18 protein-coding genes are annotated in these 20,122 nt (G+C 43.1%); 10 read left to right on the forward strand and 8 right to left on the reverse strand.

Annotation, left to right across the window (positions count from 1 at the left end; translation table 11 throughout):
• The first annotated feature begins 40 nt into the window (after nucleotides 1-40).
• Both ABJF57_RS03695 and ABJF57_RS03700 read left to right on the forward strand, forming a co-directional pair.
• Nucleotides 41-1,702: a glutamine--tRNA ligase/YqeY domain fusion protein gene (locus ABJF57_RS03695; RefSeq protein ID WP_462231112.1), complete on the forward strand. Its 1,662-nt coding sequence runs from the start codon at nucleotides 41-43 to the stop codon at nucleotides 1,700-1,702.
• A complete protein-coding gene (locus tag ABJF57_RS03700; RefSeq protein ID WP_462231110.1) occupies nucleotides 1,703-2,506 on the forward strand; it encodes an MOSC domain-containing protein in 804 nt (267 codons plus the stop codon).
• Here the strand turns inward: ABJF57_RS03700 and ABJF57_RS03705 are convergent.
• The 3 genes from ABJF57_RS03705 to ABJF57_RS03715 all read right to left on the reverse strand — a co-directional run bounded on the left by ABJF57_RS03705 (nucleotide 2,492) and on the right by ABJF57_RS03715 (nucleotide 6,184).
• Nucleotides 2,492-3,172, reverse strand: coding sequence for a hypothetical protein (locus ABJF57_RS03705; RefSeq protein WP_462231108.1), 681 nt, complete (start codon nucleotides 3,170-3,172; stop codon nucleotides 2,492-2,494). The two genes, ABJF57_RS03700 and ABJF57_RS03705, sit on opposite strands and share 15 nt — an antisense overlap.
• A 133-nt stretch (nucleotides 3,173-3,305) precedes the next feature.
• Nucleotides 3,306-4,016 carry a membrane or secreted protein gene (locus ABJF57_RS03710; protein ID WP_462231106.1) on the reverse strand — a complete coding sequence of 237 codons (711 nt, stop codon included), beginning with the start codon at nucleotides 4,014-4,016 and terminating at the stop codon, nucleotides 3,306-3,308.
• Nucleotides 4,013-6,184: an acylase gene (locus tag ABJF57_RS03715; RefSeq protein ID WP_462231104.1), complete on the reverse strand. Its 2,172-nt coding sequence runs from the start codon at nucleotides 6,182-6,184 to the stop codon at nucleotides 4,013-4,015. The genes ABJF57_RS03710 and ABJF57_RS03715 overlap by 4 nt, the downstream gene beginning before the upstream one ends.
• Before the next feature lie 149 nt (nucleotides 6,185-6,333).
• Between ABJF57_RS03715 and ABJF57_RS03720 the strand changes: the two genes are divergently transcribed.
• Nucleotides 6,334-6,681 (forward strand): DoxX family protein, encoded by a 348-nt coding sequence (locus ABJF57_RS03720; RefSeq protein WP_462231102.1) that lies wholly within the window; start codon nucleotides 6,334-6,336, stop codon nucleotides 6,679-6,681.
• 59 nt (nucleotides 6,682-6,740) lie between these two features.
• Complete coding sequence (locus ABJF57_RS03725; RefSeq protein WP_462231100.1) at nucleotides 6,741-9,113, forward strand: ABC transporter permease; 2,373 nt, start codon at nucleotides 6,741-6,743, stop codon at nucleotides 9,111-9,113.
• Between the two features lies 1 nt (nucleotide 9,114).
• Here the strand turns inward: ABJF57_RS03725 and ABJF57_RS03730 are convergent, their stop codons facing one another.
• Nucleotides 9,115-10,020: an AraC family transcriptional regulator gene (locus ABJF57_RS03730; protein WP_462231098.1), complete on the reverse strand. Its 906-nt coding sequence runs from the start codon at nucleotides 10,018-10,020 to the stop codon at nucleotides 9,115-9,117.
• A gap of 86 nt (nucleotides 10,021-10,106) precedes the next feature.
• Here ABJF57_RS03730 and ABJF57_RS03735 point away from each other — a divergent pair, with 86 nt between their 5' ends.
• From ABJF57_RS03735 to ABJF57_RS03745, 3 genes are all read left to right on the forward strand, one after another.
• Nucleotides 10,107-10,556: a YHS domain-containing (seleno)protein gene (locus ABJF57_RS03735; protein WP_462231096.1), complete on the forward strand. Its 450-nt coding sequence runs from the start codon at nucleotides 10,107-10,109 to the stop codon at nucleotides 10,554-10,556.
• A gap of 343 nt (nucleotides 10,557-10,899) precedes the next feature.
• Nucleotides 10,900-13,977 (forward strand): SusC/RagA family TonB-linked outer membrane protein, encoded by a 3,078-nt coding sequence (locus tag ABJF57_RS03740; RefSeq protein ID WP_462231094.1) that lies wholly within the window; start codon nucleotides 10,900-10,902, stop codon nucleotides 13,975-13,977.
• Between the two features lie 2 nt (nucleotides 13,978-13,979).
• Nucleotides 13,980-15,482, forward strand: a complete 1,503-nt coding sequence (locus ABJF57_RS03745; RefSeq protein ID WP_462231092.1) for a RagB/SusD family nutrient uptake outer membrane protein — start codon at nucleotides 13,980-13,982, stop codon at nucleotides 15,480-15,482.
• 32 nt (nucleotides 15,483-15,514) lie between these two features.
• On the opposite strand, the gene ABJF57_RS03750 is transcribed toward ABJF57_RS03745, so the two are convergent.
• Nucleotides 15,515-16,072 (reverse strand): pentapeptide repeat-containing protein, encoded by a 558-nt coding sequence (locus tag ABJF57_RS03750; RefSeq protein ID WP_462231090.1) that lies wholly within the window; start codon nucleotides 16,070-16,072, stop codon nucleotides 15,515-15,517.
• A gap of 6 nt (nucleotides 16,073-16,078) precedes the next feature.
• Nucleotides 16,079-16,963: an MBL fold metallo-hydrolase gene (locus tag ABJF57_RS03755; protein ID WP_462231088.1), complete on the reverse strand. Its 885-nt coding sequence runs from the start codon at nucleotides 16,961-16,963 to the stop codon at nucleotides 16,079-16,081.
• Nucleotides 16,964-17,021: 58 nt separating this feature from the next.
• Between ABJF57_RS03755 and ABJF57_RS03760 the strand changes: the two genes are divergently transcribed.
• Nucleotides 17,022-17,504, forward strand: coding sequence for a PaaI family thioesterase (locus tag ABJF57_RS03760; protein ID WP_462231086.1), 483 nt, complete (start codon nucleotides 17,022-17,024; stop codon nucleotides 17,502-17,504).
• Here ABJF57_RS03760 and ABJF57_RS03765 read toward each other — a convergent pair.
• Nucleotides 17,501-17,890, reverse strand: a complete 390-nt coding sequence (locus ABJF57_RS03765) for a hypothetical protein (protein WP_462231084.1) — start codon at nucleotides 17,888-17,890, stop codon at nucleotides 17,501-17,503. The two genes, ABJF57_RS03760 and ABJF57_RS03765, sit on opposite strands and share 4 nt — an antisense overlap.
• A gap of 205 nt (nucleotides 17,891-18,095) precedes the next feature.
• Between ABJF57_RS03765 and lgt the strand changes: the two genes are divergently transcribed.
• Nucleotides 18,096-18,875: a prolipoprotein diacylglyceryl transferase gene (lgt, locus tag ABJF57_RS03770; protein WP_462231082.1), complete on the forward strand. Its 780-nt coding sequence runs from the start codon at nucleotides 18,096-18,098 to the stop codon at nucleotides 18,873-18,875.
• A 6-nt stretch (nucleotides 18,876-18,881) separates the two neighbouring features.
• Nucleotides 18,882-19,253, forward strand: coding sequence for a DUF1801 domain-containing protein (locus ABJF57_RS03775; protein ID WP_462231080.1), 372 nt, complete (start codon nucleotides 18,882-18,884; stop codon nucleotides 19,251-19,253).
• On the opposite strand, the gene ABJF57_RS03780 is transcribed toward ABJF57_RS03775, so the two are convergent.
• Nucleotides 19,231-20,121, reverse strand: coding sequence for a diacylglycerol/lipid kinase family protein (locus ABJF57_RS03780; protein ID WP_462231078.1), 891 nt, complete (start codon nucleotides 20,119-20,121; stop codon nucleotides 19,231-19,233). The genes ABJF57_RS03775 and ABJF57_RS03780 overlap by 23 nt on opposite strands.
• Nucleotide 20,122: the final 1 nt, after the last annotated feature.

Raw genomic sequence — 20,122 nt, forward strand, 5'->3', positions numbered from 1 at the left:
TGCATTCCATCACCCTATTTTTGCCTTCTAATTTCAAACCATGGATGAGGCTAAAAAATCATTGAATTTCATTGAGCAGATGATCGAAAAAGATCTAAAGGAAGGCAAACATGACACCATTGCCACCCGATTTCCACCCGAGCCAAATGGATACCTTCATATCGGTCACGCAAAATCCATATGCTTAAACTTTGGACTGGCAGAAAAATACAATGGGAAGTGTAATCTTCGTTTTGATGATACCAATCCGGAGAAGGAAGAAACCGAATACGTTGAGTCGATAAAGGACAACATCAAATGGCTAGGCTTTGATTGGGAAGATCGCGAGTACTTCACTTCTGATTACTTTGAGGAGCTCTACGGAATGGCCATGTCTCTTATCAAAAAAGGATCAGCCTACGTGGATGATCTATCACAGGAAGAATTCAACAAGCTAAAAGGGACACCCACTCAGCCAGGTAAGCCAAGTCCATTTCGAGATAGATCAGTGGAAGAAAATCTTGATCTGTTTAGTCGAATGAGGTCGGGTGAGTTTGGCAATGGAGAGAAAGTGCTTAGAGCTAAAATTGACTTAAACTCACCCAACATGCACATGCGTGATCCGATTTTGTATCGCATCAAACAGATTCCTCATCACCGTACGGGTTATCAGTGGTGCATCTATCCAACTTACGATTTCGCACATGGGCAGTCTGATTCCATGGAAGAAATCACACATTCGTTGTGCACATTAGAATTTGAAGTACACCGTCCCTTGTATGATTGGTTGATCAACGAGTTGGGAATCTACCCATCGAAGCAAACAGAATTTGCCAGACTAAATCTGGGGTACACTATTGTAAGTAAGCGAAGCCTTCGGGAGCTCGTGGAGCTCGGTCATGTCAATGGTTGGGACGACCCAAGGATGCCTACCATCTCGGGAATTAAGCGAAGAGGATTTACACCAGCATCTATCCGCAAGTTTGCCGATACTATTGGGGTAGCGAGACGAAATGGAGTCACGGATATTGCTCTACTTGAACATGCAGTAAGAGAAGATCTGAATGCAACTACCAATCGAGTGTTTGGCATCATGAATCCATTGAAGGTCATCATCACCAATTGGCCGGAAGACAAGACAGAAATGATGACGGCCGTCAACAACCCCGGAGATGAATCTGCCGGAACAAGAGAGATGCCTTTTACAAGAGAGGTTTATGTAGACCAGGCAGATTTTATGGAAGACCCCCCCAGCCCTAAGAAATGGTATCGTTTAGGTCCAGATCGTGAGGTCAGATTAAAGTTTGGTTACATCATCAAGTGTACGGGATACAAAAAAGCCGACGATGGCACCTTCGAAGAATTGTATGCGGAGTACGACCCACAAACCAGAAGTGGCCAAGACACCAGTGGCAAAAAAGTGAAAGGGACGTTGGGTTGGGTTTCTGTACCGCATGCTGTGACTGCTGAGATCCGGGAGTATGATCGTTTGTTCAAGACAGAAAACTTGAATGCCATCGACGATGATTTCAAGAATCATCTCAATCCTGATTCTTTGACAATCAACAAAAGTGCGGTTCTTGAACCATCCTTAAAAGAGGCAAAGGTTGGGGATCAAATGCAGTTTGAGCGCATTGGATATTTCCGAGTAGATGAGGATTCTACTGCAGAAAACCTGGTCTTCAACCGAACAATCACCTTGAGAGACAACTGGGCTAAGTAATTGAAGGTTTCAGCTTTATATATCTATCCCATTAAATCACTGCAGGGAATTTCATTGCAAGAAGCTGAAGTTTTGGAGAGAGGCTTCAAGCATGACCGTCGGTGGATGCTTGTGAACCAAGAAAATGTGTTGATCACCCAACGCACACATCCTCAATTTTCGCAGGTTGGAATAACTTTAACCGATACGGGTATTCTTGCGAAGTATGGAAATCTGTCAGATCTGGAAATTCCCCTGATACTTACAGACCAGGCAGTCATTGATGTGATGGTTTGGAATGATCAGGTTCAAGCGCTAGAAGCCCCTGAGCGTATCAGTGAATGGTTTTCTGCTATTGCAATGGAGCCGTGCAAACTGGTGTTTATGCCAGAAGATAGCTCTCGCCCAGTAAATCCTTTGCGTGCTGTAAACGGTGAAAATGTCAGTTTTGCTGATGGGTATCCTTACCTGATTCTTGGGCAATCATCATTGGATGATCTCAATTCCAGAATGGATGTGGACCTTCCAATGAACAGGTTTAGACCCAATATAGTGGTAGAAGGGGGTGAGGCATACGAAGAAGATCGGTGGACTGATGTTCAGATCGGAGGTGTGAAATTCCATGTTACCCATCCTTGCAAACGTTGTGTATTCACAACAATTGATCAAGAAACTGGGAGTAAAGGAGTTGAGCCTATGAAGACATTAGCTACCTATCGCAGAGTTGGAAAAGAAGTGATTTTCGGAGTGAATACGTTGGCTCTCTCAAAGGGAAGAATTAAGGTTGGAGATGAGATTCTTCTTAGCCCTTCACCGAACTTGTAAGTGAATATGATCATCATGTCTTACTGCCTGGCATCCATGAAAACGGACTTTGGCATTCTTTGAAAAGCCCCACCGTTCCTTGAGATGTGGTTCAATAAAAATTTTAGAGACTGAGGGTTCATCTGAAAATTTCCTGATCACCAAGCGTGTACGCTCTGCATCTATAGTATAATCACTAGCATTCCATTTAGGGACGAACCTACCAATGAAACCGTATTGCCAATAACCCTGCCTTCTGCATTCTTCAGGATAATTGACTTCACCGTTTCTTGGATTTTCATAGGCACCATAGCCTATAAAGGATGGTGTCAAATTTGATCTTTCATCACCATCAAAATAACAAAAAGCAAGATCGAGTTTTTTACCGTCATTATGACTGAGATGTGGTGGCAATGGAAAGCCATCAAAGAATGGAAAATTAGCATCCAAATAATTCATCTTTGACCCTGGGAATTTATCTGACACTTGCTTAGCTACATTAAGTGCAGTGATCTTTAGATCAGAATTTACATAGTGTCTATTCAAAACGATCGTCCACAAGGTGAGAGGCCTAAGGTGGCCTGAAATAGGCAGCGGACTTCTATTTCCCAGTTTTGATAGTAGAGGAACGATGAAAAACGTTGAAGCGAGATAGATGACAATAAAAGCTAAAAGAAATTTTGCCATTGACCATTTCTTCCTTCTTTTTAGCACGAGAGAGATCAAATAGATAACACCTCCTATTTGACTGAGGACAGTAAGAATACAAACAACAATGAAATGAATTAGAAATCTAATTATCAAATCTGATTCTTATTAATCATTCCCTCAACGTCCACACTTCAAACATCGGTTCACCACGACTGTTGTTGCCTGAGTGGTTCCAGCCTCCGTCTTTGAGTTCATAGTTGAATGCTAAACTCGCACCTACACGATTATTATCACGCGAAAAGAATTCAATGTTCTCCGTGTACTTTCCATCGACGGTAGTGTAGGTCCCTCCCCCAGTTCCTTTAAACTCCTTTGTTTCCGTATCATAAGCAATCCATTGAAAACGTTTGCCCGAAAGTATTTTCATGGTCTTTCTTGAACGCAGGGTATTGATCGACTGAAGATTTCCGTTTCTCATTCTTCCAGATATCAGCCAGGCTCCTGCTAATTTTCCTGGATCTCCGTCATCGACTCGAGTGGCCCAGGTGTCCATCCCGACGATGCGCATTTTATCAGGACCGTTCCATTCAATGTCAAATGTGGACTCCCGCCCTATTTTATCTTGGTCCTCGGAGTTGAACTCAGCCACCTCTGTCATGGTATTGTCTACCAGGTTCCAGGTACCGCCATTCGTTTTAATGAATGCCCCGGTTTCCGCATCGTACCATGCTGCAGCTTGATAACTTTTGGTAAAAGTGACCACTGCTTTAATCTTCCGACCTTCTTCTCCGGTCTCTGTCCATTCCCATGCACCGATCAGGTCTTGTCCTATTGAAACATTGGTCATCACAGATAAAAGCGTTATTACTAAATATTTCATCGTTTTCCTGGTTTATAGGTCTCTTCGGCACGCGCATCCACATCTTCTCGATAGTAGGCCACCTCCTTGAATTCCTGGTTTGAATACATCTCGGCCTGATCATAAAAATGTGGAGATTTAGGATCACCACTCTGACCTCCAGCCAGAATGGTCTTGGCTTTCACTTTATCCCCAAATTCAACAACAGCTACGAAACTGTTGCCACGCGTTCCATAAATTTTATCTGTATCCTGCGATGATCGCATGCCATAAGCTGCTAATGCTCCCCAGCGTCCGGTTGTCAATCCTACGGGTATGCTTGGGGCGTCATCATCAAACTGCAAGTTGATGGAGCCATCCACACGTTGGAATCGATTCACTTCTCCCCAAGGTGTGTTCCAGCTGCCCATCCGATCTTCAAGCTCGGTGAGTGCCTTGCTGAATACATCCAGTCGTGTATCTTCTGGCAGGATCGTTCCAAAGTAGTGAAACCTTTCCATTCCTACTAAACCCTCTGGTATCTCAGCGTGGCGGTACAAATTCATGCCATAGAAATGGGCAAGGGTCATGCCTACAGACTCAACGCCCGTGCGCATGTCCCAATTTCTCAGCACTTCAATCGGCCCGGAGAGGCTCGCATCAGGTGATTTATCATAGGCGGCAATCAGTCCGGGGATCACTTTTTCAAAAGCAGGCAAGTACGGATCATAGGCAAGCTCAATCATTTCATCAATCGTGAGTTCTTTAGCATCAGCCAGCAATCCAATAGCATGAACCGCTCGGAAGTTCTCCGGGATTCGCGACATGTAGCCAGGGTAGTCTTCTTTTTTGGGACTGTATTCAGCGGCAGAAGTAAATGGTGTTGAGTTACAATTTTGAATCCAGCCATTGGGTGGGTTTTTCACGGTAATGGCTTCTTCTACCGAATGAAGTCCCTGCCAATCGGTTGCTGGATTACTCCCATCTATTGGTTGTGTGTAATCGAATTGCTCATCTCGAATGGGGATGAAATTGCCATGGTAGTAGGCGATGTTTCCTTCGGAATCGGCGAAAACGGTATTGTTGGATGAGTTGGTTCGGATATTCATCATCTCATTAAACTCCTCAAGGTTCTTCTTCTTCGACCGAATGTACGATTGCTCCAATGCTTTCACCGGCTCCCACATCAATGCTGTTGCTGTCCATTGACCGTCTACTTCATGCGTGATGGGTCCATGATGAGTCCGGTAGATTGGAAAGGTTTTTTCTTTAATAGTCCCATCCTCCGCATATTTCAATGTTACTTCCTTCACCTCCACGGGTCTCTCTTCTTCTCCATACTTGTAATACAGTTCATCTTCCTTCTCCACGATCGTTTCCTTAAATTCATCAATTACATCTGTGTAGGTAGATGTATGCATCCAACCGGTATTTTCATTGAACCCTTGATAAACAAAAAACTGACCCCAGGTGACAGCCCCGTAGGCATTAAGTCCCTCCTCACTTACCACATGTACTTCACCACGGAAATAGAAAGAGGTATGTGGGTTGATCAATAGCATTGCATCGCCTGAGGCTGTTAGATCTCCTGAAATGGCAAATCCATTCGAACCCTTAGGCTCTTCAAGAAAATAATCCTCCTTCATCGAGGGATCATCTAGCTGTGATAATTCCTTGTCGTTTCCTTCATAGAAAGCTTTGATTCTATTCTTCGATACACGCTCAATGTCTCCTCCGATAGAGCCTTCCGTGAAATACATGGTCATCCACGGTTCGTATTTTTTAATGGCTTTAGGCACTACATCCGGATGGGTGTGCAAGTAATAGTTGATGCCATCAGCCCAAGCCACACACAGTTTTTTCAACCAGTCCGGTGCAGATTGGTAGTTCGCTTTAGCTTCATCTTCGGTCATGAAAAGCCGCGCGCGTAAATCGCTGTACAGCGCGTCTTCCCCTTCAACCTCAGCCAATCGGCCAATGGCCCAGGTAAAATTTCGTTCCACCCTTCTAAAATCATCTTCGCATTGAGCGAATAGTAAACCAAAGACGGCATCAGCATCCGTTTTTCCATAGACATGAGGGACACCGTAGTTGTCACGTATGATTGTGATGTTGTCTGCCTGCTCGACCCACCTGGATATTTCCGGATTAGATGTCTCAGGTGAACAGCCAACAAAAATGAGGAGTAAAAGGGTGAGGTATCGGTACATGGGTTTGGGGTTGAATTTGTTACTTATCAAATATATCCAATCAGAACGATAACTTATTTTGGATGTCATCTTGAACTCTTTCGGAATCTAGTTCATATCTTTCTAATAGATTCTGAAATAAACTCAGAAATGATCTTACCTTAAGTTATATGAATCTAGCAACCCTTTGGCTCATGGCATTTCTTTACATCATCGCTGGTGTGAATCATTTCATTATGCCTCGCTTCTACGAAAAGATCATACCTCCATTCTTTTCAAATCCAAAGCTGATTAACTGGTTAAGTGGAATCGCTGAAATCATTCTTGGAGTGATGCTTCTTATTCCAGCATATGCTTCAATGGCTGCCTGGGGCATCATCGCCTTGCTCATTGCCGTATTTCCCGCCAATATCTATCATTTCATGAAGGGATGGCAGAAAAAAAAGATGGTGTGGGTACTTGCTTTGAGACTGCCTTTCCAGTTTCTGCTTATCTGGTGGGCACATTCTTATACCTGAATGCAACCTTTACCTGAAAATTGAATCAATTGTAGTAGAAATCACTAACTGCTACTACCATGCTCAAGAACTTCTTCAAGATTACCCTTCGCAATTTTCTTAGAAACAAATCCTACGTTTTAATAAACGTTTTAGGCCTGGGCTTATCTCTGGCTTGCTGTATTGTTGGATACCTTAATTGGAAATTTGCAGCAGAATATGATCAGAATCATGCAAACCATGAGGACATTTATAAAGTGCATATTTATAAATCGGTACAAAACCGAAATGTGCCATACGGAATCACTCCTCTTCCGCTCGGGGAGTCTATCAAAGGAAACATAACAGGAATCACGCACAGTTCTCGATATACCACTACGGGACTGGTTATGAAGAAAGACCTAAAAGTATTCAATCAGGGGATCGCATTTGGCGAGGATGATTTTCTGGAGATGTTCACCTTCCCCTTCAAGTATGGAAATAAAGAAGCGCTTCTGGACAGAAGTAAAATCATTCTGAGTGCTTATACCGCTGAAACCTACTTTGGCGAAAAAGACCCTACCGGTGAGATCATAACATTGATACTGGAAGACGGAAGTCAGCTTCCCATGACCGTTGGCGGAGTGCTGGAGCCTATTCCTCAAAACTCTTCAGTTAAGTTCAGGGCACTTACGCACTTTGACAATTACCTCAAAATTCGTGAGCTCGAAAATGGCGATTGGGGATCCTTCGTTGGTGCCACGTTCGTTATGTCGGAGAATGGATATCCTCAAAATCTGGTGGAAGACATCAATGCCAACTACGTTGAGGTACAGAATCAGGCACGTGACGATTTCCAAATAGGAAGCTACTATATCGTTCAGCTTACCAACCTTGGAAGTATTGCTGACTCTATCCGATCAAACTGGCTAAGCCAGCCCCCTCCTCCACCAGCAATTCTAGTCCCCCTCATTATGGCATTCCTTATGCTTTTGATCGCTTGTTTCAACTTTACGAACACCAGCATTGCAATATCGAGCAAAAGACTAAAAGAAATTGGCATTAGAAAAGTCATGGGCAGTGATCGAAAACAACTCATCTTCCAGTTCATGGGTGAAAATCTCATTCTATCATTCTTTGCGATGATCGTGGCCCTGGGCCTGGCTTATTTCCTCGTTCCAGCATACAGCGCCATGTGGGACTTTATCAACTTGGAGCTCAACCTCACCTCCGATGGAGAAATTTACCTTTTCCTTGCTGGATTATTGGTTCTCACTTCTGTAATAGCCGGCGGCTATCCATCGCTCTACATCAGTGCTTACCAACCGGTAAACATCCTCAGAGGGAGCGTGACACTTGGAGGTACCAACTGGTTTTCAAAGATTCTATTGGGTCTACAGTACATGCTCACCATCATTGCATTGATTTCTGCATTGGCATTTTCTAATAATGCTGAATATCAGTCCAACATGGATTTGGGGTTTGAAAAAGACAATATCCTCGGCGTACGTGTGGAGAATAAATCTGAATTTGACAGGTTTCATAACCTGGTAAAGCAAATGCCAGAAGTAGTTCAATCGACAGGCACCACCCATCACATTGGCTGGTGGACATACGGCCGAACACTCAAGTCAGGAGAATCAGAGGTAGAAGCCGACATGATGAATTTCAGTGTAGACTACAAGGATATCATGAACCTACAGCTAGTAGATGGTCGATATTTTGATGGAGATGCATATGATTCTGAACGAGAAAACTCCATCATCCTTAATGAAACTCTGGTGAAAGAATTTGGATGGACAGAGCCGCTAGGGAAAATAATCCAAATAGACGATAGCACTCGACTGACTGTTATTGGCGTGATTGAGGATTTCTATATGTACGGCTTCTTTGATCCGGTAAAACCATATGCCTTTAGATTGGCGAATAAGGAAGCGATGAATTTTGTGGTAATTAAAAGTGAAATGAGTCCAACTGAATTTTATGATAAGATGGAAGAAAAGTGGTACGAAGCAGCTCCAAACACTCCTTTCAATGCAGATTTTATGGATGAAGCAATGGCTAGTACTGATCTGGTAAACAAAAACATCATGGTCATGTTCCGCTTTCTTGGTCTACTTGCACTCATTTTATCTTCCATCGGACTCTATACGCTCGTATCACTCAATATCATTAAGCGTGTAAAAGAAATTGGTGTTCGTAAAGTTCTGGGTGCCTCGCTTAAGCAAATCCTGGTTCTCATGAATAAACAATTTTTCTGGCTACTTCTCATTTTTGCGATAGTAGGCTCAGCATTATCCTACCTGGCAATTGATGCGCTGATGGCTTCCATCTTTGCTGTGTATCAAGCGATAAGTCTCTTTACAGTTCTGGCTCCATTTATTCTATTGATGTCTGTCGCATTGACTATTGCCTCCAGTAGAATCCTGAGAACAGCCACTAAAAATCCAGTAGACTCGCTGAGGTACGAGTAGTCTAAGACGAAACACGATATTTTAATGGAGTAGTATTTAATCGAGACCTGAAAACCCGAATGAATGCTGCCTCTGATTGATACCCGATTTTAAATGCAATCTCCTTCACTTGGAGGTTGCTTTCTTTTAACATTTGTTTAGCTAAACTGACTCGCCAATTTGTTAAATAGTTCATGGGCGTTTCTCCAACTATCTCTCGAAATCTATTCGCGAGACTCGTTCGGGACATTCCAGCTTTGCGCGCCAGATCCCCAAGCTTCCATTCCTTCTCTGGTGATTCATGGAGTAATTTCAATGCGGCAGAAATGCGTTCATCCTGAATAGCCGCTAAGAATCCCACTTGATCTTTATGTAATTCAGAATACGTTCGAATGAGGTGTATAAACAGAGCTTCGCCCAAACGAGAGACTAGTACGTCACCACCCGGAAGATACGAAGATGATTCGATAACTATGAGTTCCAGAATGCTACGCAACAATTCATTTCTCTTGATTTCCTCACTTCTTAAGAGAAGGACATCAGGCAATGAGCGATTAAAGGCATCTGACATGCTCGAGTCAAACTCAAAGTGACCACATATTAAGCGAACTGCAACTTCGTCTCCTACGAATGGGTTGGCACTAGCTTTGATTTTCTGAACCACCTCAGAACCTATCACGGATTGATTATTCATCCCATCTGATAACAGATGCCTTTTCCCTGAAGTGAACATTACAACATCTCCGCCAAATAATTTCAAATCCTTGTTATCAACTTTTAGCACACAGCTTCCTTTTGTAATTAAATGAAATTGTGCGTGAGGGCCGTCGGGGACACTCATCCCCCATGGAGAAGAAAAGTTTGAGTGAAAGTAGAAAACACTCCTTAGTCTAATTCTTTTTAAAATATCATCTAAAGCATCAAACATGTACCATCAGCATATTTAAGTGAACTAATTGACACTATTAATACAAATATAGCAAAGAGATTTGAGTCAAAATAAAATTTATCAACATGAAAAAAATTCTAACTATTATGGCAGTTTCCACTTTGCTAAACTCAGCCGTCTGTCAGGCTTACTCCAATGATCAAAATGTTGCGAATAATGGATATGATATAGTCAACTATTTTGTAGCTAATGAAGCCGCAAGAGGATCAAAACAGTTTTCCACGGATCATAAAGGAAGTACTTACTACTTCGTAGATGCTGACAACCTTGAAGCATTCAAGCAAAATGAAGAGAAATACTTGCCACAATTCGATGGGTATTGTGCATTTGCTGTGGCAAAAATGAAGAAAAAAGTGCCGGTCAATCCTGAAACCTTTCGTATAGACGATGGGAAGCTATATTTGTTTTTCAATGATTATTATGACGGCAGTCCGTTCAATACCATTGTTCCATGGCTTCAAAATGAGTCAGAAATGGAAAAAATGGCCTTCCAAAATTGGAAAGAAATCAAATAAGATCGATTTAACAGAAAGCATAATTGGCAGCATCAACTAATGCTGCCTTTTTTGTGTTTGCATCGAACTGTTGGAATCATAATTTGGCCGAACAGCCCTTTTTAATGCAACAGACGATGATGCTATCGCCAATGCAGACGAGAAGTTGGAGCCGTCATCTCTCACTTTGCAATGGATAAGGATATTAAGTACGGCTTTAAAAAACCCTGTAGACTCGCTTCGATACGAGTAAATACACTAGATAAAATCGAACTTAAGGGCAGAATCATCGATTACTGCCCTTTTTTGTGTCTGCTAAACAGTAATCTGGCTATTTTTAACTTAGTAACTCAACTACCACTCTATGAAACCTATACTAACCTGCCTGGTATCCATGCTACTGGCTTTTTCCATTTCAGCCCAGGTCACACTCCGCGGCTCCATCACAGATGAAAATGGTAACGGCTTATCCGGAGCTATTGTACAAATCGAAGGCACAACTACCTCTACTACCACCGACCAAAACGGAAATTTTACCATCCAGCTGACGGACGGTTACGAGACTTTGGTAATAAGTGCTGAAGGATTTCGAACACAAAAGATTTACCTAACCGGTCAAAACGTCGTTTCCATCAACATGAAGTCGGGCAGTAGCTCAGACAATGTCGTGAACATGGGAATAGGCTCTCAAAACAAAGATGAGCTAACGAGTAGTGTCTCAAGCGTATCTGCGGAAGACGTAAGTCCTGCTCCACTTATCAATCTTGAACAAGCCAATCAAGGAGTAACCGCTGGACTATTTGTTCAAAACTCCAGTGGAAAGCTTGGTCAGGGCACGAACGTAAGAATCCGTGGTGGATCTTCCCTTTCAGCCTCCAATCAGCCTTTGTACGTTGTAGACGGAGTGCCACTTACTTCTGGCAACCAATCGAATATCAACCCAAGCAACATCGAGTCCATAGAGATTTTGAAAGATGCTGCGGCCACTGCCATCTATGGAACCAGAGCCGCCAATGGGGTTATCATCATCACGACCAAAAGCGGCACCACCGGAGGCATGCAAGTGAACGTAGATTATCAGTTTGCCATCAGTCAGACTCCTAAAAAACTCGACATTCAGTCGGGTGACGATCACAGACTTCAGACATTTGAAAGTATCATCCGTGGTTTCCGATTTGGAATAGACCCATTCCTTGTAGATCAGAATCCGGCAATCACGGTAGATAATAACGGGGCTACTTACCGATTGGATAAGGCCTTCTTAGACGAAGTATATAATAGCGGAGTGAGTCAGGTGACCTTCACTGATGCCACTACGAATCAGACGTTCACATTTCCGATTCCTGGTTTCTACAATAACCTTACCTACAACACCGATTGGCAGGATCTCATCTTTAGAAATGCGCCTTCTCACCGCGCCAATGTAGATGTACAAGGCGGAACGGGGCAGCTAGGCTATTTTGCCTCTGTGGGATACACCACCCAAGAAGGCATTCTAATCGGAAACAAATTCGATCGCTTCAACGGTTCGGTTTCCCTTGATAGTAAAATCACTTCAAAATTATCAGCCAACCTAAATTTCAATTTCATTCGTACACAGGATGATCGATTGAGTGAAGATCAGGATTTGGGAGCACCGCTTCAGGCAATCGTCTTACCTGCTTCGGATAGTTTCGATCCTGCAAATAACTATCGCCTGATCGTTAGGAGTCTGGAATACAATCCGCTCACCGAAATCAATTTTGCGGATAATCAGGCAACTAACAATAGCATCATCGGAAGCCTTGGTTTAAAGTATCAATTCTCTGAAAAAATTTCGCTTGATGTAAATGGCGGGATAGACAGAGGGGATGTTCGAGCAGAAAGAAGGCAAGGACCAGAAACGTTGGATGGGTCACCAAATGGTCGATCTCAACTTAGCGAGCAACTCACAAACAACTACGTGTTCAATGGATGGGCTACTTACAACCCGGAAATGTCCGGTGATAACAAACTCTCCATCATTTTAGGCGGTTCGTATCAGAAATCCACCACCAATTTTGATTTCCGGCAAGCCAATGTGAACAGTATTGCTTCTCTGGAGGCCCTCACAGAAACAGATCCTTCGCTTTTCAATGAGCCAATTCAAGGTGATGCAAATGTGTTTCTATCCTCCTATGCACGAGTGAGCTACTCCATCGGTAACCTGTATGACTTTCAGGTGACTGGTAGAATGGACGGCAGTTCTAAGTTTAGCGAAGACAATCGGTTTGGATATTTCCCAGCGGTCTCGGCAGGGTGGAACATCAACAACGCAGATTTCTTCAGCTCCGGCACAGTCAATCAGCTCAGGTTGCGGGCAAGTTATGGGCTGGTAGGTAACGCACCAACAGATGACTTCCTTTACCGGAGAAACTACATTCGCACCAGGTACAACGACGAGGATGCTTTTGAGCTGGCGAACCTCTCCAATGAAAAGCTTAAATGGGAGACTACATCCCAATTCAACATAGGTGTTGATTTCGGCATTCTTGAAGATCGCATCAGTGGATCATTCGACTATTATCTGAAAACAACCACTGACTTGCTCTTCCCTGTGCCGGTTTCACAAACCTCCGGTTTTAGCACCATTTTCGATAATATCGGAACCATGGAAAACAAGGGTTTAGAGGTTAACATCAGCTCTGTGAATGTTTCCACTTCTGATCTCTCCTGGACAACAGACTTCAACATCTCATTTAATAAAAACACGATCACAGACCTCAATGGCGAACAAGCCATCGTGGGAGTGAATGCCTTCTTAGAAGGTCAGTCAGCAGGAATCTTTTACATGCGTAAATATGTGGGCGTAGATCCCGCTACCGGAAGTGCGCTTTATGATGATGGCAATGGAGGAACCACTGATAACTGGGAAGAAGCCCCAAGGCAGGTAGTGGGCGACCCTAACCCTGACTTCTTTGGTGGTTTGACCAACTCAGTTTCCTATAAGAACTGGACACTCTCTGCCATGTTTCAATATGTGGGAGGTGTAGATCTTTATTTCGCGACAGGCGAGTTTCTGGCAAACAGTGGTATCCTCAACCTTGGACAGCTAACCAGAGAAGCTAACCGCTGGTATGAAGCAGGCGATGACGCTCCATACCCGGTATTGAATCCATTCCAGGATGAACCTAACGCCTCTACCCGCTGGCTGGAAGATGGCAGCTACGTCAGACTTAAAAACATCACCATCACGTACAATTTCCCTGAAGAAAAACTTTCAGGAATGGGTCTTCGAAACTTAAGTGTATATGTGGGAGCGACCAATCTTCTCACGTTCACTGATTATGTCGGGTACGACCCTGATGTCAGTTATTTTGACCCCCTCGATGGGATCATCGGTCAAAATATCAGTCGTGGCATTGACAACTTTACAGCGCCACAACCAAGAATCTTTATGTCGGGCATCAAAATTGGATTTTAATCATGAAAGCATTTAAGAAAACATATACGACCATGAGACAATCAATCGCTTTCCTATTTGTGTTGATGTACTCGATTGCTTGCAACGATATACTTGATATTGATGCAGAGAATTCACTAAGCGGCGATATACTTACCGATCAAGCGTCTATTGAAAAAGCACTGAATGGTGCCTATTACAATTTATTTGGAATCAACGATGGATCGGATGGAGGTGAGCTGCTGGGAGGTGATTTTAAATTGATTGCCACCTTGCTGACCAGGCAGGTCAATCTTGAAATCTCCTGGGATGAAACCAACGCGCCTGGCTATGAGGATTTTGTCCGCAAGAGTGTCTTACAGACAAACACTCGGGTAGAGGCGAATTGGAGAAGAGGGTATGAGACAATCAATATCGTAAATGATATTCTTGCCAATCTGGACAAGATCGATGATACATCCGCGAGAAGTCGCATAGAAGGTGAATCACTGGCCATCAGAGGAATCTTGTATTTTGAAATGGTAAGATTGTGGGGACCACAATATGCAGGGAGTGCTGGCACGCCGGCCATTCCATTGCTCTTAAGCCCTATTGTATCCGTGGATGAGATCGGAACACCTACAAAAGCCACAGTGAACGCGATCTATACTCAAGTAGAATTGGATCTTAACGCCGCTTCGACAAACCTTCAATCGCTAGGTACCAATCAAGATCGGATATCCTATTTTGCCTGCCAGGCTTACCTGGCCAAAGTATCGATGCAGAAAAATCAATATGCGACTGCTGAGGGATTTTTAAACACGGTCATCTCAGGGCCTTATTCCTTATTGGATCGCCCTTTCGCACGATTCAATAACGCAACAAACAGCTCTGAAGATATTCTTGCTGTGCAGCAAACAGCAGCTAGCAATACCGGAGCAAACACCACGGGTCTTGCTGCCTATTTTTCTTCATTCAATGATTTCGGAAGTACGTTCAGAATCCAACCTTCTTCTTTGAATTCTGATTTTTTAGCCAACAATCCAAGATTTAGTGATGCTGATCATAGAGCCAATATTGACTCCACTGCTACACTCGCCGCGGCAGTAGATAGCTTATACTATCTCGATGCAGTGAACACCAACTCAATAAGCTCAAGCAAATACTTGAGAAATACAGATGTCATTCCATTAGTAAGACTTTCTGAATTGCACCTGGATCGCGCAGAATCCATCTTTGAGCAAGATCCATTCACCATTGATCCCATTGCATTGAGTGACTTGAATGCTGTCAGAACACGAGCTGGTTTAGCAGAGCTGTTTTTGGCCGATTTTGCGGGGGATGCTAACCGGTTTTACGATAGTATCATAGTGGAAAGAAATCGAGAACTGCTCTACGAAGGTGTGATTTTTCATGACCTGAAAAGACAAGCTGCTAATGGACTAACAGTGCGGATTACCAATTCAAACCTCGACCCACTTGCTGATAGGTTCATTTTGCCAATTCCGCAATCCGAGTGCGATGCCAGTCCTGGATTGTGTGACTAGAAAATTTAAGGCCTCCCTTGGAGGCCTTTTTACTATCCCTCTATTCTCAGGTTGTGCTTTAGAAGCAACCCTGGCAATTGCGCCATCGAAAACTTTGCTTTTGCTAGCCTGGTGAGTTCAGGATCTATTTGGAGTCTTACCGACATTCTAAAATCTGCCCCCTCCAGATTAGCGCGATCAAAACTTGTATTGAATAAGTCGCAACCCGTAATCTTGATGTCCTTCATGTCCGCGGCAGTAAAGTCCGCGCCTTCCAAATTAGAATTCGTAAACGTTGCCTGTCGTAGTTTCATCTCATAAAAAGTGCAATCGTTCAATTGGCAGTTTTCAAAGGTGGCTGAAAATAACAATTGATTGCTTCTATCGAATTGCACACCCAACATCTTGCAGTTTTTAAAGCTTACGTCCAAAATCGACGTTTCATTGAGCTTGGCATTACTTAGGTTGCAGTCCAAAAACTCCGATTCGATAAACTTGGTGGCAGAGAGATTCCCTTCTGAAAAATCGCAATTTATGAATGTACAGCATTCATATTCGTTTCGATTATCCAGTGTGGATACTTTCTCAAACGTTTCGTTGGCAATGAGCATTTCCGTCTATCCTTGCTTCTTTTTCCAATACCGAACTAAACCAGCAACACTCATCCATGAGGGATTAGCGGCTTCATAGAGCTTGACTCCATGATCTGATACTCCGCGATCCTTCAACTGCTGCGCAGTGTACTTCATAAATAAAGGAGTGATTTCATCTTTGCTAAGTCCTTCCTCCCATTTGGCTTTTATCCACTGCGCCCAGTCATTCAAAACTCCTTTCAATTCCTTCATGTGAATGTTGGGGTTTATCTCCTCTCCGAAATGTGTCAACACCAATCGATTGGGGTTTTTGGAAAGTACCAGATCAATGGAATGCATCCAGTCCTCCAGGTTAATATCCGGAGGTGGACACGGAGGCACTACTGGCCCTCCCTCAATCTTAACCCCAGCGGTATCCCCTGTAAAAATAGTGTCTTTCCATTGCCATGCTACATGATGTTTGGCGTGCCCCGGGGTATGAAGTGCTCGAAAACTTTGGCCCCCAATTTCCACAAGCTCTTCATGCTGCACCACCTGCAAATTTTTCTTCGCTATTGCTTCCATCCTTCCCCAAAGCGTATCCATCTGATCGCCGTAGATCATCGTGGCAGAAGCCACTAGTTTTGTTGGATCATGCATGTGATCAAAGCCGAAAGGATGGAGATAAACCTTCGCTCCTTTTTCAGCAAAAGCCCAAGCTGCACCAGCATGATCGAAATGAATATGCGATAAAAGTACATGCTGAATGTCCTTTGTCTTGTATCCTATCTGGTCCAATCCCTTTTCCAGACTAGGAAAAGTGCTGTAAGGCCCGGACTCAATTAAGACAGGCCCTTCCTCTGTCTCGATGACAAATGCAGCAATCGCATGCTCGTAATTCTGAAAATGCAGATCTAGGGTGTGATACATATTCGGTTAATTTTGGATCTCAATAATTGGTGTAAAGCCTCTTTGTAAAGTTACAAAAATGAGTGAGTCGAAATATTTCCAAGATCACATGCCGGAAAATGTCTGTTTTGGATGTGGACATAATCACGAAGGTCTTCAGATCAAAAGCTATTGGGAAGGTGAAGAATCCATTTGCAAATGGTCTTCAGAAGAGAAATATCATGGGTGGAGCAACCTGATGAATGGCGGAATCATGGCAACACTCATTGATTGTCACTGCATGGGCACTGCAATGGCAGATGCCTATAAAAGAGAAGGGCGATCGCTCGATACGGATCCCGAGTATCGTTATGCTACCGGCACACTTACAGTGAAATACCTAAAACCTACCCCGAATGCCACCGTGGAATTGAGAGCTCGTGTGGTGGAAGTAAAGGGACGAAAAACCGTCTTAAAATGTGACTTTTTATCGGAAAACGGTGAGAAAACGGCTGAAGCTGATGTGGTGGCTATCCGTGTATTTGATAGCAGTGAAAATAAAGCGAATGTTTTTAAAAGCTAGTCAAACTGAAGCTTGATTTTGGTTGTGCTGGCCGTTTCAGTATCTATCGCCTCAGCAAATGTGATGTTCGTATCGTCAATCATAATCGAGTTTTTGACTGCAGGCTCTTCACCGAACGTACGCAAATCACCTAGACCTAACATTGCTGATGCTCCATTAACTTGTAGCACTACGATAAACCTCCCCTGCCATACACAAACCACTCCCTCCGGACAAAATGAATTTTCTTCAATGCTAGAAAAGGTAACGACCCAATCTTGCCCGTTGATATGCTTTGAAACTGTCTGATCTATTCCAACAAGTATTTCATTGTCTGCTGTTTGAATTTGAGATTCCTCACATGCAAGTAACAGTAACCCAACGATGACAAGCTTAAAAATATCCATGACTCAAAGTTTTGCTGATTGCCTCAAATCTTGTGCCATAGACAAAAAAAAGAACGCACCTATTCAAGTGCTTTTTTACAGTATTCGTTTCTTGAATTGCGCTAATTCCATTCAAAATGTACTTCAATAAAAGCTACTTCTCCTTTTGGAGTAGGTAGATATGTAAGTTTTCATCTAATTTTCTGTGTACATATTCAGCTAACAGATGCATCCAGAACTTTTTACCATCGGTGACTTCACCATACACACGTATGGCTTTATGATAATGCTGGGTGCTACACTTGGCTTCTTCTACATGTCGCATGTTGCGAAGAAAGACTTGGGCATCGAGCGAGATCAAATTCAGAACCTTGCCATCCTCATCATTCTTTCTGCTTTCATCGGAGGTAAATTGTTTTTCTTTCTGGAAAACCCGTCCTTCTATTTTGGTTCGTGGGAGAACATGAGTCGCAATTTCAGAACGGGTTTTGTTTTCTATGGTTCCTTGCTGTTTGCCATCCCGGTGATCATCTGGTTTTTCCGAAAAGAAAAATGGCCGTTTTGGCCCATGATGGATCGCATAGCTATCACAGCATGTATCATTCATGGTCTCGGAAGGCTTGGATGCTTTTTTGCCGGATGTTGCCATGGAATACAGACGGACGTGCCATGGGGTGTTACTTTCACAGATCCGTTATCTCAAGCTGAGCCACTACATACTCCTTTGCATCCCACTCAGCTCTATTCGGCTACACTTATTTTGGGTATCATGGTTGTCCTACTGATGCTTAAACGACACAATCGCTTTGAAGGTCAGCTATTCTTTATCTACATTATTCTATATGCATTTGGGCGTGGGATAATCGAGTTTTTTAGAGGTGATGAGGAACGTGGATACATCATTGAGGACGTGCTCTCGCATTCTCAGTTTATCAGCATTGGTGTAATTGCCGTGACCATTTGGGCTTATCTGAGATTCAAAAAGAAGGCACGATTTAAAAAGTAAGTTATTATGAGTCCTGATAACATTAACCCCGAAGTAGATGAATTTTTGGAAAAGAAAAAGCATCCACTCACGAGTGAAATTCAATTGGTCAGATCAATTATTCTATCTGCTGATGAGCGAGTTGAAGAAACCATAAAATGGAGTAGCCCGACATTTATGTATAAAGGAAATATTGCCTCTTTCTTTTTGAATGCTAAAAAGATGGTGAGTCTGATGTTTCACAAAGGAGCACTCATAAATGATGATCACAACTTGCTGGAAGGAGATGGCAAAGAAGCACGAACAGCTAGATTTTATGGCGTTAATGACATCAATGAAAAGAAAGGGGCCTTAGAATCAGTGATTAAAGAATGGATCAGGATGATGGATGAGTCCTGACTCTCAGTGCTTTCGGCAAGACCTTGATTTCAAAGGGTGGCTGGCCCATACGTTCTCCATCAATATGAGCAAAGAGTCGGTTATTTCCTTCAATTGAAATCTCTTTTGTCTTATGAAAGCAAACCTCTTTTAAGTTCCCGTGAGTTCCTCCTGATAGCTTATTGATATTCAAGAAACGTCGTAACCCTGAGATTTTTCCAATCTCACATATCTCCAGCAGGCCATCGTCTATCTTGGCTTCTGGCATCAATTTAAAACCGCCTCCAAACGTGGTTCCATTGCCTATGGTCAGCAGGATCAATTCCTTTTCAAGCGGTTGGCTTCCGTCCATTGAAAATTTGAAATTTCGCTCTCGATAGCCTCCGAGAATTCTCAAAACATGGTAATAATATGCGGCATGTCCTTTCAAAAGTGGCACTCGCTTAGATACCATGTCTTCCACGATTTGTCCGTCAAAGCCGATGCCTACACCATTGACAAACTTGCGTGTGTTACACTGTCCCAGATCAATTCGGATAATTTCCCCATTGATTGCAGTTTGGATACGCTCTTCCTGTGTCTTTCCAATGTTGAGGTTCTTGATGAAGTCATCACCCGTTCCTGCAGGCACAATCGATACGGGAATGTCCAAATTCAATCCATTGATTGATTCATTGATGGTGCCATCCCCTCCAATAATAATCAGATCGGTGAACGCTTTATCCAAGTATTTGGAGACCGTCTTAGTGGCACTTTTTGTCTCATTCGTATCAAAGACCTTGTATTCGAGGTTTTGATCCTTCAGTTTTTCAGTTAAGCGTTTGCGTATCTTTCCTGCTTTACCTCCGGCAAAAGCATTCCAGATTACAAAAACCTTCCTCTGATCCATT

It is taken from the genome of Ekhidna sp., from assembly GCF_039940915.1.
In the GTDB taxonomy this organism is placed as follows: Bacteria; Bacteroidota; Bacteroidia; order Cytophagales; family Cyclobacteriaceae; genus Ekhidna.